The sequence below is a fragment of the Escherichia sp. KTE52 genome (genome assembly GCF_000408325.1).
Classification (GTDB): Bacteria; Pseudomonadota; Gammaproteobacteria; order Enterobacterales; family Enterobacteriaceae; genus Escherichia; species Escherichia marmotae.
The window spans coordinates 965,290-981,601 of record NZ_KE138677.1; the positions used below are offsets into that span (position 1 = coordinate 965,290).

Consider the following 16,312-nt stretch of genomic DNA (forward strand, 5'->3'; position numbering starts at 1 on the left):
AATATTACAGTTAATAGGGTTTAGTGAACGTAGTTAAAAATAAAAGGCATCACGGTGGTGAATAATGCCGCTTTCGGCCAGGCCGGATTAATCGCCGTCAGTTCAGCGCGCACAGATTCATATTGCGCAATCTCCCCTAATCCCGCAGCCGCCAGCATCGACACCATCAGGCATTTTTCTTTATGCTGCTGTTGTAAATCGCCATACAGCGACAACAAGTCCGGTTGTGAAACAGCAAAGAAATCCGCTTCGATACTGGTTTTCGCCATCTGTTGCGCCCACTGTTTCATTTCACTGAACAGTTGCTGTGCCGTTTGTTGTTCGCCCAGCAATCGCAGTGCCATCCCTTGCCAGAAGAGATAATCGACCGGCTGATCGTTGTAATAACTGTGGATGTTAATGGTGCGATCGCCGGTCGCCGCCATTCGTAAGCAGCGCGTCGCCTCAGCTTCATCGCCCTGCGTTTTCGCGCATACTGCCTGCCAGAACCAGATGTCGTTATCAGTCTGCCCAGGTAAACGACCTTCGCTTAAATTCTCCGGATAATGCAACGCGGCATGAAGCAGTTCGCTTGCCTGCTGCGGCTGTCTGGCATCAAGGTGTTGCCAGGCGCGTAACAACTGGTTGAGGATAAACTGGCAGGTAACTTTCCCTTCCCCGCCTTCCCACGGATGGAATTTGCGCGTGGCGAGAATGTCCGCCGCTTTGTCTGCCTGACCGGTGAGATGCCACAAATTGAGCAGTTCTGCGGTCATGTCGTCGCGTTTCAGGGCAATTTCCAGATTATTTTCCAGACGCGCCAGTCGTTTCTCCGGCGAAGATCCGGTTAACTTATCCAGCAAATCGCGTTCGAAAAGCAGACGTGCATCCTGTGGCGCAAGCTGATAAGCATTATCAAGATAACGCGCGGCCAGTTCATCATCGTGCTGCTTATTCCACGCATGGATCGCCAACCCGCGCCAGCCGTCGGCAAACTCCGGCGACATCTCTACGCAACGCTGCCATAAGGCAATGGCTTTGTCGTAGCAACGCTTGTTGTAGTAGAAGCAGGCCAGTAAATGACGGGCGAACCAACACTCTTCAATGCTCTCCAGTGCCGCCACTTCCTCCAGCGTATTCGGGAAACGGACAAACTGCGGAAAGACATCAATGGCTCTTGTCACCAGTTCGCCACGATCAGCTTTCGGCAATAAGCTCGCTTGCAGATAAAGCGACAACGTGCGTTGGCAGTCCAGTGCGTTCAGCATCTCTGCCGCCAGGGCGGGCATTCCCCAGTTAATCAACTGCCCGGCAGTCATCAGGGCGTTCACGTCGCGCCCCTGACACAGACCTCGCCACTGCGTGAAGGCAGATTCAGAACGACCATCGAACCAGTTCAACCACCACAGGGTGGCGTTCAGCGGATAATCGCGCAGCAGTTTCTCGCGCTGTAAACGCGCATTATCCTGACGGCCGCTTAATACCAGCAGCAGATTATGCAGGCAAAGCACTTCCTGATTAGTTGGGCAGGCGCGCAGGCTTTGTTGGCAAAAATCCAGCCCTGCCTCGAAGTTGCCATTACGCGCCGCCAGTCGTGCCAGACCGTAATAGCCGCCCGCTTTACTGTTGCCGCTCCAGACTGCACGCCAGAAATCCTCTTCGGCTTGTTGATATTGCCCCTGACGTTCGTAAGCACTGGCGCGAATCAAACTTGCCTGTCCGCACTGCGGGTTTTTATTCAGTGCATGTGCGCGTTTTAGCGCCTGACTGGCATATGCCACCGCTTGCGGGAAATCTGCGCGGTTATATTCCAGCATCGCCAGCGCCAGGTTGCAGCGATAATCGAGCGGATCCAACGCCACGCCGCGCAGGTAGTAATCGAACGGCGAACGGCTGGCGTGATGGTATTGCTCCAGATGCTGACCGACAAACCAGGCTTCATCTGTACTGGTAATGTCTTGTGCTGCCAGTGGCGCTTTAGCAACGTCCGGCAACGGTAGTTCTTGCGGCTGATGTTCCTGATAACTCAGTACAATATTGCCGTCAGCATCGGAAAGTTCGATAGTCAATCTGCCCGGATCAATACCGTGTAACACGCCCTGGATGGCGGTCGCTGGTGTCAGGGCTACGGCATCGTCAAGTAACACGTTGCATTTGCCGATTTCGCGGATCGCCAGACGATATCCACTCAACGGGGAGATGGCATACAGCCCCCACTCAATCCCCCGCTCGCTACGCTCTAATTTAATCACCGCGTCGCGGGAGGCGTTTTGCACCATGCCCAGAGAATGATAAGGCAGGAAATACTGCTCGAAACGCTTCTCTTCGTAAGCATCAAGCCAGGTAAAATCGGGCTGGTTGTCAGCAAAAATGCCAGTCATCAGTTCGATATACGGGCCGTTATTGTCGGTCAGGCTCTTATCCCACGCCTGACCAAATTCACTGTGTCCCCAGCTCCACTGTTTTTTACCTGGTGCAATATGGTGGTTGGCAACGTGAAGCAAACCGCCATCTTCATCGTGACACCACGCGCCAACAAAATCGTACTGTGATTTTTCGGCCATATATGATGTTGGAACGGGTACATTTTTATAACGAGAAATGTCCACTCCGGCGGAGTAGTCCACTTTGTAATAGGTTCCGGTGGCAATGGGGAAAGCTGAAACGGCCCGTTTGCCATGATCGAATACCGCAGTCACATCCGGTGGGAAAACACTCTGATGCCCTTCACCACCTTTCACCGCCGGATTGGCCCACCACAAAAAATGACGCGGCGTAGCATTGCCGTTATAGACGCGGCTGGCGATTTCCAGTGCGGCGCGGTCAGGGCGCAGCGTGAAACCGGTCATCACCTGTAAACCGTGCATCGGTTCCGTTTCGCCAGCCCATACAGTCTGTGCGCCATCTTCATGTGCTTCGATGGCGAAATCAACGGGCATAAAGGTGGTCGGGCGATGGTGTTGCGGCCAGTTAAACTCAATCCCGCCAGAGATCCACGGCCCCAGCAGCCCTACCAGCGCCGGTTTTATCACCTCATTGTGATAGACAAAATCGCGCTGTTTTACTTTATCCCACGCGCGATGCACACGACCGCCCAGTTCCGGCAGGATCATCACTTTGATGTAGTCGTTTTCCAGCCATACCGCCTGCCACGATTTCAGGGTTTTCTGCTCGCTCAGCGTATCTGTCACGCCATAGGGATAAACCGCGCCGGACGATCCCTGATAAACGCGATTTTCCAGAAACATGGGATGTATATCCTGCGGCCCGGTTTCATAGGTCGGGATCTCAACGCGCTCTTGCCACACTTTTACTGGAGTCATGGTGCCCTCAATATTAACAAGACATACTGAATTAAAAGATTTGTGGCAGTGTATTGAACAATCTGGCAATGTTTTCGCGGAATAATCACGCAATTAACTAAACAAGGTTTAGTGAAGATGAGAGCCTGCATTAACAATCAACAGATCCGCCACCATAACAAATGCGTGATTCTGGAACTGCTGTACCGGCAAAAACGTGCCAATAAATCGACGCTGGCCCGACTGGCGCAAATTTCAATTCCGGCAGTCAGTAATATTTTGCAGGAGCTGGAAAACGAAAAGCGGGTGGTGAATATCGACGATGAAAGCCAGACGCGCGGGCATAGCAGCGGCACATGGCTCATTGCACCGGAGGGTGCCTGGACGCTGTGTCTGAACGTTACGCCCACCAGCATTGAGTGTCAGGTCGCTAATGCCTGTTTAAGTCCGAAAGGTGAATTTGAACGCTTTCAGATTGACGCTCCGACACCGCAGGCGCTATTGGCGGAGATCGAAAAATGCTGGCATCGCCATCGCAAACTGTGGCCAGAGCGCACTATCAATCTGGCGCTGGCAATTCACGGCCAGGTTGATCCGGTCACCGGCGTATCGCAAACCATGCCGCAAGCGCCGTGGACAGCGCCGGTTGAGGTGAAATATCTGCTGGAAGAAAAGCTCGGCATTCGGGTAATGGTCGATAATGACTGCGTGATGCTGGCGCTGGCGGAGAAATGGCAAAAAAATTCGCAGGGGCGTGATTTCTGCGTGATCAACGTTGATTACGGCATTGGCTCGTCGTTCGTGATTAACGAGCAAATTTATCGCGGCAGTTTGTATGGCAGCGGACAGATTGGTCACACCATCGTTAACCCCGATGGCGTCGCCTGTGATTGTGGACGTTACGGCTGCCTGGAAACCGTCGCCTCGTTAAGCGCATTAAAAAAGCAGGCGCGGGTATGGCTAAAATCACAGCCGGACAATACTCAACTTGATCCCGAAAAACTGACTACCGCGCAATTAATCGCTGCCTGGCAAAGTGGAGAACCGTGGGTCACCAGTTGGGTTGACCGCAGTGCTAACGCCATTGGTTTAAGTCTGTATAACTTCCTCAACATCCTCAATATTAATCAGATTTGGCTGTATGGTCGTAGCTGCGCCTTTGGCGAGAACTGGCTTAATACCATTATTCGCCAGACAGGGTTTAATCCGTTCGACCGCGATGAAGGGCCTGGCGTGAAAGCGACGCAAATTGGCTTCGGGCAATTAAGCCGCGCGCAACAGGTGCTGGGGATTGGCTATTTGTATGTTGAAGCGCAGTTACGGCAAATTTAATGCCGCGATAACGTAACAAGGCTTCCCGAAGGAAGCCTCGCGATGATCACAAACGTAAGATTGCCTGATGCGCTACGCTTATCAGGCCTACACGGATATTGCAATGTATTGAATTTGCAAAGTTTTGTAGGCCGGATAAGGCGTTCATGCCGCATCCGGCATGAACAACGAGCACATTGTCAGCAAACCACCGTTTCGCTTATGCGTAAACCGGGTAGCGAGCGCAGATGTCGAGAACTTTACCTTTGATGCGCTCGATAACCGCTTCATCATTGATGCTGTCCAGCACGTCACACATCCAGCCAGCCAGTTCTTTCGCTTCTGTTTCTTTAAAGCCGCGACGGGTAATCGCCGGAGTACCCACACGAATACCGGAGGTCACAAACGGGCTCTTCGGATCGTTCGGTACGCTGTTTTTGTTCACGGTGATGTTAGCACGGCCCAGAGCGGCGTCAGCTTCTTTACCGGTCAGGTTTTTATCAACCAGATCAACCAGGAACAGGTGGTTATCAGTACCGCCGGAAACCACTTTGTAGCCGCGCTCGAGGAACACTTCTACCATCGCTTTGGCGTTTTTCGCGACCTGCTGCTGGTAAGTTTTGAACTCCGGCTCCATCGCTTCTTTCAGCGCTACTGCTTTACCGGCGATTACGTGCATCAGCGGACCGCCCTGCCCACCCGGGAAGACAGCAGAGTTCAGTTTTTTGTACAGTTCTTCGCTACCACCTTTCGCCAGGATCAGGCCGCCGCGCGGACCCGCCAGGGTTTTGTGAGTGGTAGTAGTGACAACGTGAGCATGAGGAACCGGGTTCGGATAGACGCCAGCAGCAACCAGGCCCGCAACGTGCGCCATATCAACGAACAAGTAAGCACCGATGCTGTCAGCGATTTCACGCATTTTCGCCCAGTCAACCACGCCGGAATATGCTGAGAAGCCGCCGATGATCATTTTCGGTTTGTGTTCTTTCGCTTGTTTTTCCAGATCTGCGTAGTCGATATGACCTGTTGCATCGATACCGTAAGGAACGATGTTGTACAGTTTACCGGAGAAGTTAACCGGAGAACCGTGAGTCAGGTGACCGCCGTGTGCCAGGTTCATACCCAGAACGGTATCGCCTGGTTCCAGCAGCGCGGTGTAGACCGCAAAGTTAGCCTGGGAACCGGAGTGCGGCTGAACGTTAGCGTAGTCAGCGCCGAACAGCTCTTTCGCGCGATCGATCGCCAGTTGTTCGACGATATCAACATACTCGCAACCGCCGTAGTAACGTTTACCCGGATAACCTTCAGCATATTTGTTGGTTAGCTGAGAGCCCTGTGCTTGCATTACGCGCGGGCTGGTGTAGTTTTCGGAGGCGATCAGTTCGATGTGCTCTTCCTGACGTACTTTTTCCTGCTCCATAGCCTGCCACAGTTCGGCATCATAATCGGCAATGTTCATTTCACGCTTTAACATCCGCATCTCCTGACTCAGCTAACAATAAAATTTTTTCGCCTAATTTTGGCGGTCCTGATGGACAACGGCGAACAGTATAACCGAATCATTCTGCGATAACAGGTCTTGACAAAGGAATTTACGCAAACGATTACCTTCAAGCACGTCAAGGCTTTGGTGAATAAAGGACTTACTCCCGGAAACGGATTTCTTTTCAGGTTTGTGATGCAAATTTTTCACTTCATCACATTCCTAATGAAAAACACCAAGGAACCATTTACAGGACAGGGTTATTTTTTATAAGATGCATTTGAGATACATCAATTAAGATGCAAAAAAAGGAAGACTCTATGCTTGACGCTCAAACCATCGCTACAGTAAAAGCCACTATCCCTTTGCTGGTGGAAACAGGGCCGAAATTAACCGCCCATTTCTACGACCGTATGTTTACTCATAACCCAGAACTCAAAGACATTTTCAATATGAGTAACCAGCGTAATGGCGATCAACGTGAAGCCCTGTTTAACGCCATTGCCGCCTACGCCAGTAATATTGAAAACCTGCCTGCGCTGCTGCCAGCAGTGGAGAAAATCGCGCAGAAACACACCAGCTTCCAGATCAAACCGGAGCAGTACAACATCGTAGGCGAACACCTGCTGGCCACCCTCGACGAAATGTTCAGCCCGGGTCAGGAAGTGCTGGACGCATGGGGCAAAGCGTATGGCGTACTGGCAAATGTGTTTATCAATCGCGAAGCAGAAATTTATAACGAAAACGCCAGCAAAGCCGGTGGCTGGGAAGGTACGCGCGATTTCCGCATTGTGGCTAAAACACCACGCAGCGCATTGATCACCAGTTTCGAACTGGAACCGGTCGACGGTGGCGCAGTGGCAGAATACCGTCCGGGACAATATCTCGGCATTTGGCTGAAGCCGGAAGGTTTCCCGCATCAGGAAATTCGTCAGTACTCTTTGACCCGTAAACCGGATGGCAAAGGCTATCGTATTGCAGTGAAACGCGAAGATGGCGGACAGGTATCCAACTGGCTGCACAATCACGCTAACGTTGGCGATGTCGTTAAGCTGGTGGCTCCGGCTGGTGATTTCTTTATGGATGTAGCGAATGACACGCCAGTGACCTTAATCTCTGCGGGTGTCGGTCAGACGCCAATGCTGGCGATGCTCGACACGTTGGCAAAAACAGGCCATAGCGCCCAGGTGAACTGGTTCCATGCTGCAGAAAATGGCGATGTTCACGCCTTTGCCGATGAAGTTAAGGAACTGGGGCAATCGCTGCCGCGCTTTACCGCGCATACCTGGTATCGTCAGCCGAGTGAAGCCGATCGCGCGAAAGGTCAGTTTGATAGCGAAGGTCTGATGGATCTGAGCAAACTCGAAGGTGCGTTCAGCAATCCGGCAATGCAGTTCTATCTCTGCGGCCCGGTTGGCTTCATGCAGTTTGCCGCAAAACAGTTAGTGGATCTGGGCGTGAAGCAGGAAAACATTCATTACGAATGCTTTGGCCCACATAAGGTGCTGTGATTTGATATTGCCGGATGGAGACATCCGGCAACCCCGACGCGGTTTAAATTGCCGCGTCGTCCTCTTCACCGGTACGGATACGAATGACCCGTGCCACGTCAAAGACGAAGATTTTACCGTCACCAATTTTACCGGTTTGCGCTGTGCGAATAATGGTGTCTACACAGGTATCCACAATGTCGTCGGGTACGACGATCTCAATTTTCACCTTCGGCAGAAAATCCACCATATACTCCGCGCCGCGATACAGCTCGGTATGGCCTTTCTGGCGGCCAAAACCTTTCACTTCGGTTACCGTCATACCGGTAATGCCGACTTCAGCCAGTGCTTCGCGGACATCGTCCAGCTTGAAGGGTTTAATAATCGCATCAATCTTTTTCATGCTATTCCTTGAAAAGGTCGCCTGTCTTTTGATCTGCTAAACGTAACACATTACGCCAATTCATTCCTTGAAATCGTTTGCATCCAGTTCGTGTCGGGAAAGCAGTTTATAAAATTCTGTCCGGTTGCGCCCCGCCATTCTCGCCGCGTGGGTGACATTGCCTTTGGTGATTTGCAGCAGCTTGCGCAAGTAGTTGAGTTCAAACTGATTACGCGCCTCAACAAAGGTAGGTAGCGCCGTGTTTTCTCCTTCCAGCGCCTGCTCCACCAGCGCATCACTAATCACCGGAGATGACGTCAGCGCCACGCACTGTTCAATCACATTCACCAACTGGCGCACATTGCCCGGCCAGGTGGCGGTCATCAGGCGCTTCATCGCATCGGTGGAGAACGCACGGACAAACGGTTTATGTCGCTCTGCCGCCTGACGCAATAAATGGTTTGCTAACAACGGAATATCTTCCGTGCGCTCCGCCAGTGCGGGGATCTTCAGACTAACAACGTTGAGGCGGTAATAGAGATCTTCGCGGAACTCACCTCGCGCCATCGCTTTTGGCAGGTCGCGATGAGTGGCGGAAATAATCCGCACGTCGATATCAATATCGCGGTTGCTGCCCAGCGGACGGACTTTGCGCTCCTGCAACACGCGCAGCAATTTTACCTGTAACGGCGCGGGCATATCGCCAATCTCATCGAGAAACAGCGTACCGCCTTCCGCCGCCTGGAATAAACCTTCGCGATTGCTGACGGCACCAGTAAACGCGCCGCGTGCATGACCAAACAGTTCTGACTCCAGCAACTGTTCAGGCAATGCGCCACAGTTAATGGCAATAAACGGTTTGTTGTTGCGTGGGCTGGCGTTGTGGATCGCCTGGGCGAAAATCTCTTTCCCCGTGCCGCTCTGGCCGTTAATCAGCACACTAACGTCAGACTGCGCTACCAGCCTCGCCTGTTCCAGCAAACGCAGCATCAGCGGACTGCGGGTGACAATAGCCTCGCTCCAGCGTCCGTCGGTGGCTGGCGCGGATTGCTCCAGCGCATCGTCAATTGCCTGATACAACGCGTCTTTATCGACGGGTTTGGTGAGGAAACTAAACACGCCTTGCTGTGTCGCGGAAACGGCATCGGGAATGGAACCATGCGCGGTGAGGATGATAACCGGCATCCCCGGCTGCACTTTCTGGATTTCGGCAAACAGTTGCATACCGTCCATTTCATCCATCCGCAGGTCGCTGATGACTAAATCTATTTTTTCGCGATTCAGTACCCGCAACCCTTCAGCGCCACTTTCCGCCGTGACCACGCTGTAGCCTTCGCTGGTCAGGCGCAGACCAAGTAATTTCAACAATCCGGGATCATCATCGACCAATAATAAATGCGCAGGTTTATGGCTCATCAGGGGTGACCTCATTGGTAGATGGCGCGGGCTTTTCACTCTCGTGCGTCGCGTCCGGCGCGAAATTTCCGGCAGGTTTACGGGTCGAGAGCTGACGTTCAATATCGGTCAGATTTTCCAGTTTACGGGTGGTAAGTTCCAGTTGCTGCTGTAGAACGTGATGTTGCTGGCGCAAAGCATCCAGCTCGCTATCGCTGGACTGCTGGAGTTTACTGTAGCGTTGACGCTCTTCCGCCAGTTGCAATTGTAACGCCTGACCATCGCGCCAGAGCTGATACAGCGGGCGAACCTGCGCCGGGATCTCGGTACTTAACGCGTCAATGCGCGCAACTAACTGGCGGCGCTCAAAAGGCGTAATTTTAGCGTCGGCCAGCAAAATTCCCTGTTTAAAGGTATTTTGCCAGCTACCGTCGCCATACTTGCGGGCTTCCTGACGCGATTGCGCTGGCATTAAGCGGTTGGCACAATCCATCGCCCGTAGCCAGTAAAGCGGGTTAGTTTCGGTTGATTTCCCTTGCAGCGCCCAGATGTCACTACATTCAGTAGGAAGATAATCAGCCAGTTGATAAACCGGAATTTTTTCTTCTGCTGGCGTATTAAGAGCTGGTTTATTGTAACTCTGCACACAGCCCAGCAATGCCAGACAAGGCAACCCCGCCAGCCATAGCCGCCGGGGCAAAATTTGTTGAAAAATGTGTCGCATATTCACCAGACTTAGAGCCTTTCCCAGTGGGCGTAATTGTTGCAGGAAGTTTGGACATGGACAGCGCGGAGAAACCGGAGCGTACACGTAGTACGTGAGGATTTCGAGCACTGCCCGGGGCCAAACTGGCAAATAAAATAGCCTAATGGGATAGGCTCTTAGCATTATTTCGTGTTTTTTGACGCAGGCAATTCAATACGGAAACAAACGTCTTGCCCGCTCTCATCGACCAGATACAGTTCCCCTTGCATACGGCGAATACAATCCCTGGCAATGCTTAATCCCAGACCGCTGCCCTTCACCGCCCCTTTTCGCTGGTGACTTCCCTGAAAAAAGGGTTCGAAGATCATGGCGCGTTCCTCTTGCGGAATGGGCATACCTGTATTGATGACATCAATGTAAACCCGCGCGCCATGTAAGCTGCTGTGAAGGCAAATGTTACCGGATTCAGCCCCGTAGTGCACCGCATTGGAGTAAAGATTATCCAGCACGCTCATCAACAACATTGGCTCTGCCTGGCAAACTGTTGCCTGCAGATCGACGTCGGTATGCATCATTTTAGCCCGTGCAGGCAAGCTGTGAGCGGAAACTACCATCTCCACCAGTGGTGCAAGCTCGACGTTCTCCAGTGCCACCGCGCCGTCCGCCTGTTTACGGTTGTAATCAAGCAGTTGTTCGATCAGCTTTTGCAGATTGCGACTGCTGTTATCGAGAATGCTCACCACCTCTTTCTGCTCTGCCGTGAGCGGCCCAACAACCTGATCAGCAAGTAATTCAGTACCTTCGCGCATACTCGCCAGCGGCGTTTTTAATTCATGAGATAGATGTCTTAAAAACTGATGGCGTTGAGATTCCAGCCATGACAGGCGCTCGCTTAACCAGATAATTCGTTGCCCGACCGAACGTAATTCACGAGGGCCGCTGAACGAAACGCTATTCCCCAGAGAACGCCCTTCCCCCAATCGGTTGATCATCCGTTCAATATTTTTTACCGGACCGATAATCATCCGTGTGAAAAGCAGCACCATTACCAGGCTTACCAAAAACAGTACCAGCGATTGCCAGCCGAAATATTGCCCACGTTCGGCAATTTCTCGTTGCAGTTGCTGCCCACGAGAGAACACCACGGTGCGCGTGGCCTGTACCATTTCAGTATTCGCGTTGGCGAAGGCTTCCAGACGCGCAGCAGCGGCGGCATCGGGGCCGCTGTTGTTGCACTGAAGTTGGGCGAGATTGTTCAAATCCTGACGCAATGCCTGGTAGAGTTTATCGTCCGGCAGCACGCCTGCGTGGGCGTCGAGCATTTCGCTGTAACGCTTGCGCTGGCTTTGGTAGACCTTCGCCAGGGTGGGATCGTCCAACACGCAATACTGACGGTAGCTACGCTCCATCTCCAGCGCCGCGTTGGTCATCGCTTCACTGCGCCGGGCATCGATAAGCGTCGTGCGGTTGACCAGCGCCGCCTGATCGCTAAGTACATTCAGGCTTTGCCAGGCTTGCCATGCCAACACTAACAAGGGCAGCAGGATCAGCAGGAATGCCAGCGTTACCAGTTGTCGTAATGAATGGGGAAAAACGGGCCAGCGTTTCAAGGCATTACTCTCGTCAGACGCGAATAACGTGATGCTAACCGAGGGGCTGTTCAGATACAACAAAGCCGGGAATTACCCGGCTTTGTTGTGGAATAAGGCGGTGCCTAACTCGACGTTTCGCCCGATGGTTGATATAGCTACGCTGATATCAGAAGTTGGACGGCAGGCACCTTGTTGTGCGTCATTCGGTTTTTATGTAGCACGTCCCGAAGGGGCTGACATAAGTGGGTGAATGAGCCACTGGTTACTATTATGCATTAACTGTGCCAATAAACAAAATAGTTTGATAACGTACTGATTGTACGTTGTTTTGATAGGTTTATGAGTGCTTCACGATTTGACTATAAATCAGCCGTTGTGTCGCCTAAAAGAGACGGTCAAAGATAAAATTATTAGTCTTAAATAAAATCAACAGGTTAAATGTCGCCAATGAGCGACACGGTAAACCACCCATTGTCGTGATTTACAGACACAAAAAAGCTCCCGGAGTTGGGAGCATATGATAGTGGTTGGTGTTTAATGCCGGATGCGGCGTAAACGCCTTATCCGGCCTGTAAAACCAATGCGTTGCGTAAAATACCCGCAGTCTTACCCCAACTGCTTACGCGCATTGCGGAAAATACGCATCCACGGGCTATCCTCACCCCAGTTCTCCGGGTGCCAGGAGTTGCTGACAGTGCGGAAAACACGTTCCGGGTGCGGCATCATGATGGTGACACGACCGCTTTCAGTCGTGACCGCCGTAATGCCGTTCGGGGAACCGTTCGGGTTAGCCGGGTAAGTTTCAGTGACTTTACCAAAGTTATCAACATAGCGCAGCGCCACCAGCCCTTTGCTTTCCAGTGCCGCCAGATGCGCAGCGTCACGCACTTCCACGCGCCCTTCACCGTGAGAAACAGCTATCGGCATCTGTGAACCCACCATCCCCTGCAACAGCAGCGACGGGCTTTGGGTCACTTCAACCAGGCTGAAACGCGCTTCAAAGCGATCGGAGGTGTTACGCACAAAACGTGGCCACAGGTCGCTACCAGGGATCAATTCACGCAGATTAGACATCATCTGGCAACCGTTACATACCCCCAGCGCCAGCGTTTGCGGACGATGGAAGAAGGTTGCAAACTCATCGCGCACACGGTCGTTGAACAGGATAGACTTCGCCCAACCTTCACCTGCGCCCAGCACGTCACCGTAGGAGAAACCACCGCACGCGACCAGGGCGTGGAAATCCTCCAGGCCAGTGCGTCCAGCCAGCAGGTCGCTCATATGCACGTCGATAGCATCGAAGCCCGCACGGTGGAACGCTGCCGCCATTTCAACATGCGAGTTCACACCCTGCTCACGCAGCACAGCAACTTTCGGGCGCGCGCCAGTGGCAATAAACGGTGCCGCCACATCTTCGTTGATATCGAACGACAATTTCACATTCAGACCCGGATCGGCATCGTTAGATTTCGCCTGGTGTTCCTGATCGGCACACTCCGGATTGTCACGCAGACGCTGCATCTGCCAGGTGGTTTCTGCCCACCAGACACGCAACGTGGTGCGACTTTCGCTGAATACAGCCTGCCCGTTGGCCGTAATCACAAAACGGTCACCAGAAACAGCCTGACCGACATAATGGACACAATCAGCAAGTCCGTGCTGTGCCAGTACGCCTTCTACGGCTTCACGGTCTGCAGCGCGTACCTGAATCACCGCCCCCAGCTCTTCGTTAAACAACGCGGCCAGGCGATCTTCACCCAGAGTTGCGATATCTGCTTCAATGCCGCAATGACCGGCAAACGCCATTTCCGCCAGCGTCACCAACAGGCCACCGTCAGAACGATCGTGGTAGGCGAGCAGCTTACGTTGGGCGACCAGCGCCTGAATGGCGTCGTAGAAACCTTTCAGTTGAGCAACATCGCGCACATCTGCCGGTATATCGCCAAGCTGACGATATACCTGCGCCAGCGCCGTTGCGCCCAGCGCGTTATTGCCTTTGCCGAGGTCAATCAGCAGCAGTGCGTTATCTTCGGTAGAAAGCTGCGGCGTAATGGTGTGACGCACATCTTCCACACGGGCAAATGCAGAGATTACCAGCGACAGCGGGGAGGTCATTTCGCGCTCTTCATTACCTTCCTGCCAGCGGGTTTTCATCGACATAGAGTCTTTACCGACCGGGATCGTCAGGCCGAGCGCCGGACAAAGTTCTTCGCCCACCGCCTTCACTGCTTCATACAGGCCCGCATCTTCACCAGGGTGGCCTGCCGCCGCCATCCAGTTGGCGGAAAGTTTGATGCGTTTAATATCGCCAATCTGCGTAGCAGCAATGTTGGTTAACGCTTCACCGACCGCCAGACGAGCAGAGGCGGCAAAATCCAGCAGCGCAACCGGCGCACGTTCACCAATTGCCATTGCTTCACCGTAGTAGCTGTCGAGGCTGGCGGTAGTAACCGCACAGTTAGCTACCGGTACTTGCCACGGACCGACCATCTGATCGCGCGCCACCATGCCGGTTACGCTACGGTCGCCAATGGTAACGAGGAAGGTTTTCTCTGCCACGGTCGGCAGATGCAGCACGCGTTTCACCGCGTCAGCAATAGTAATCCCTTCACGAACCAGCGCGTCGCCTTTCGCTTTCAGCGTTTGTACATCGCGGGTCATCTTCGGCGTTTTACCAAGCAACACGTCCAGCGGCAGATCGATCGGCTGATTATCAAAATGACTATCGTGCAGAGAAAGATGCAGTTCTTCGGTTGCTTCACCAATCACCGCATATGGCGCGCGTTCACGCTTACACAGTTCGTCAAACAACGGCAACTGATCGGCGGCAACAGCCAGCACGTAGCGTTCCTGGGATTCGTTACACCAGATTTCCAGCGGACTCATCCCCGGTTCGTCGCTAAGAATATCGCGCAATTCGAATTTACCGCCACGCCCGCCGTCACTCACCAGTTCCGGCATAGCGTTAGAAAGACCACCTGCACCAACGTCATGGATAAACAGGATTGGGTTTGCATCGCCCAACTGCCAGCAGCGGTCGATCACTTCCTGGCAACGACGTTCCATTTCGGGGTTGTCGCGCTGTACAGAAGCGAAATCGAGGTCGGCATCAGACTGACCGGAAGCCATAGAAGACGCTGCTCCGCCGCCAAGACCGATGTTCATTGCCGGACCACCGAGGACGACGAGCTTAGCACCAACGTTGATTTCGCCTTTCTGCACATGATCGACGCGGATGTTGCCGATCCCGCCCGCCAGCATGATCGGCTTGTGATAACCACGCAGCTCTTCGCCATTGTGGCTGTTCACTTTTTCTTCATAAGTACGGAAGTAACCGTTCAGTGCCGGACGGCCAAATTCGTTGTTAAACGCCGCGCCGCCCAGCGGGCCTTCGGTCATAATGTCCAGTGCGGTAACAATACGTTCCGGTTTACCAAAATCTTCTTCCCACGGCTGTTCAAAGCCTGGAATACGCAGGTTGGAAACGGAGAATCCAACCAGGCCGGCTTTCGGCTTCGCGCCGCGTCCGGTTGAGCCTTCATCACGGATTTCACCACCGGAACCGGTCGCCGCACCCGGCCACGGAGAAATTGCCGTCGGGTGGTTGTGGGTTTCCACTTTCATCAGGATGTGAGCCGGTTCCTGATGATAATCGTAGCGCCCCGTTTCATGGTCGGCAAAATAGCGGCCTACTTCGGAACCTTCCATCACGGCGGCGTTATCTTTATATGCAGAGAGAACGTGATCTGGTGTGGTTTCGAAGGTGTTTTTAATCATCTTGAACAGCGATTTTGGCTGTTGTTCACCGTCGATAATCCAGTCGGCGTTAAAAATCTTGTGACGGCAGTGCTCAGAGTTCGCCTGGGCGAACATATAAAGCTCGATGTCGTTCGGGTTACGACCAAGCTTTGTGAAAGCGTCTTGCAGATAGTCAATCTCATCTTCTGCCAATGCCAGGCCAAGACGCAGGTTAGCGTCGATCAGGGCCTGACGACCCTGTCCCAGCAAATCAACGCTGGTAACCGGAGCCGGTTGATGATGAGCAAACAACTGCTTTGCATCATCTAACGCAAAAAAGACCGTTTCCATCATGCGGTCGTGTAGTTCAGCGGTAATCTGCTGCCATTGTTCGTGAGTCAGCGTACCGGCTTCAACATAGTAAGCAACGCCACGTTCAAGACGGTTTACCTGTTGCAGCCCGCAGTTATGGGCAATATCGGTCGCTTTCGAAGACCAGGGAGAGATGGTGCCAGGACGCGGAGTCACCAGCAGTAGTTTGCCTTGCGGGGCATGGCTGGCGAGTGCCGGGCCATATTTCAGCAGGCGTTCAAGTTGCGCGTGCTCATCATCGTTTAACGGTGCATTGAGGTCAGCAAAATGGACATACTCGGCGTAAATGTTGTGAACCTGGAGCCTGGCAGCCTGAAAACGTGCCAGCAGTTTATTGATTCGGAATGCCGACAGTGCAGGCGAACCACGCAGAATTTCCATCATAAGTCTCTCGTCTTCTAAGCTTTCGGTGTACCCAAAGGGGGGAAACGGGCGTCATTATAAAGAATCTGGCGTGCTGACGAAACCGTTTGCGTGGAAATAAAATCGCCGCCGTGGATTAGCAACGCGTGCCGCCAATATCTGTAATAAGTTGCCAACTGGCGCGGGTTTACGCAAAATG

At 52.9% G+C, this 16,312-nt stretch carries 9 protein-coding genes; 2 read left to right on the forward strand and 7 right to left on the reverse strand.

The window, feature by feature from the left end:
• Positions 1-20: 20 nt before the first annotated feature.
• Positions 21-3,302 (reverse strand): DUF5107 domain-containing protein, encoded by a 3,282-nt coding sequence (locus tag A1SC_RS12545; protein ID WP_016262264.1) that lies wholly within the window; start codon positions 3,300-3,302, stop codon positions 21-23.
• 117 nt (positions 3,303-3,419) lie between these two features.
• Here A1SC_RS12545 and A1SC_RS12540 point away from each other — a divergent pair, with 117 nt between their 5' ends.
• Positions 3,420-4,613 (forward strand): ROK family protein, encoded by a 1,194-nt coding sequence (locus A1SC_RS12540; protein WP_001516887.1) that lies wholly within the window; start codon positions 3,420-3,422, stop codon positions 4,611-4,613.
• A gap of 199 nt (positions 4,614-4,812) precedes the next feature.
• Here A1SC_RS12540 and glyA read toward each other — a convergent pair whose 3' ends face one another.
• Positions 4,813-6,066 carry a serine hydroxymethyltransferase gene (glyA, locus tag A1SC_RS12535; protein ID WP_016262265.1) on the reverse strand — a complete coding sequence of 418 codons (1,254 nt, stop codon included), beginning with the start codon at positions 6,064-6,066 and terminating at the stop codon, positions 4,813-4,815.
• 329 nt (positions 6,067-6,395) lie between these two features.
• Here glyA and hmpA point away from each other — a divergent pair, with 329 nt between their 5' ends.
• On the forward strand, positions 6,396-7,586 hold the full coding sequence (gene hmpA, locus A1SC_RS12530; RefSeq protein ID WP_000883084.1) for an NO-inducible flavohemoprotein: 1,191 nt from the start codon (positions 6,396-6,398) through the stop codon (positions 7,584-7,586).
• 43 nt (positions 7,587-7,629) lie between these two features.
• Here hmpA and glnB read toward each other — a convergent pair whose 3' ends face one another.
• From glnB to purL, 5 genes are all read right to left on the reverse strand, one after another.
• Positions 7,630-7,968, reverse strand: a complete 339-nt coding sequence (gene glnB / locus A1SC_RS12525; protein WP_000717694.1) for a nitrogen regulatory protein P-II — start codon at positions 7,966-7,968, stop codon at positions 7,630-7,632.
• Positions 7,969-8,028: 60 nt separating this feature from the next.
• Positions 8,029-9,363 carry a two-component system response regulator GlrR gene (gene glrR, locus A1SC_RS12520; protein WP_001516890.1) on the reverse strand — a complete coding sequence of 445 codons (1,335 nt, stop codon included), beginning with the start codon at positions 9,361-9,363 and terminating at the stop codon, positions 8,029-8,031.
• Positions 9,353-10,066, reverse strand: coding sequence for a two-component system QseEF-associated lipoprotein QseG (qseG, locus tag A1SC_RS12515; RefSeq protein WP_001215851.1), 714 nt, complete (start codon positions 10,064-10,066; stop codon positions 9,353-9,355). The genes glrR and qseG overlap by 11 nt, the downstream gene beginning before the upstream one ends.
• Positions 10,067-10,230: 164 nt before the next feature.
• Positions 10,231-11,658: a two component system sensor histidine kinase QseE/GlrK gene (qseE, locus tag A1SC_RS12510; RefSeq protein WP_016262266.1), complete on the reverse strand. Its 1,428-nt coding sequence runs from the start codon at positions 11,656-11,658 to the stop codon at positions 10,231-10,233.
• Between the two features lie 588 nt (positions 11,659-12,246).
• Positions 12,247-16,134, reverse strand: a complete 3,888-nt coding sequence (gene purL / locus A1SC_RS12505) for a phosphoribosylformylglycinamidine synthase (RefSeq protein WP_016262267.1) — start codon at positions 16,132-16,134, stop codon at positions 12,247-12,249.
• Positions 16,135-16,312 lie beyond the last annotated feature (178 nt).

What these genes read in the sequence shown, in the direction of transcription:
- glnB (WP_000717694.1), bottom strand. Translation starts at nt 7,968, where the DNA reads ATGAAAAAGATTGATGCGATTATTAAACCCTTCAAGCTGGACGATGTC.
- qseG (WP_001215851.1), bottom strand. Translation starts at nt 10,066, where the DNA reads ATGCGACACATTTTTCAACAAATTTTGCCCCGGCGGCTATGGCTGGCG.
- A1SC_RS12540 (WP_001516887.1), top strand. Translation starts at nt 3,420, where the DNA reads ATGAGAGCCTGCATTAACAATCAACAGATCCGCCACCATAACAAATGC.
- A1SC_RS12545 (WP_016262264.1), bottom strand. Translation starts at nt 3,302, where the DNA reads ATGACTCCAGTAAAAGTGTGGCAAGAGCGCGTTGAGATCCCGACCTAT.
- purL (WP_016262267.1), bottom strand. Translation starts at nt 16,134, where the DNA reads ATGATGGAAATTCTGCGTGGTTCGCCTGCACTGTCGGCATTCCGAATC.
- glyA (WP_016262265.1), bottom strand. Translation starts at nt 6,066, where the DNA reads ATGTTAAAGCGTGAAATGAACATTGCCGATTATGATGCCGAACTGTGG.
- hmpA (WP_000883084.1), top strand. Translation starts at nt 6,396, where the DNA reads ATGCTTGACGCTCAAACCATCGCTACAGTAAAAGCCACTATCCCTTTG.
- glrR (WP_001516890.1), bottom strand. Translation starts at nt 9,363, where the DNA reads ATGAGCCATAAACCTGCGCATTTATTATTGGTCGATGATGATCCCGGA.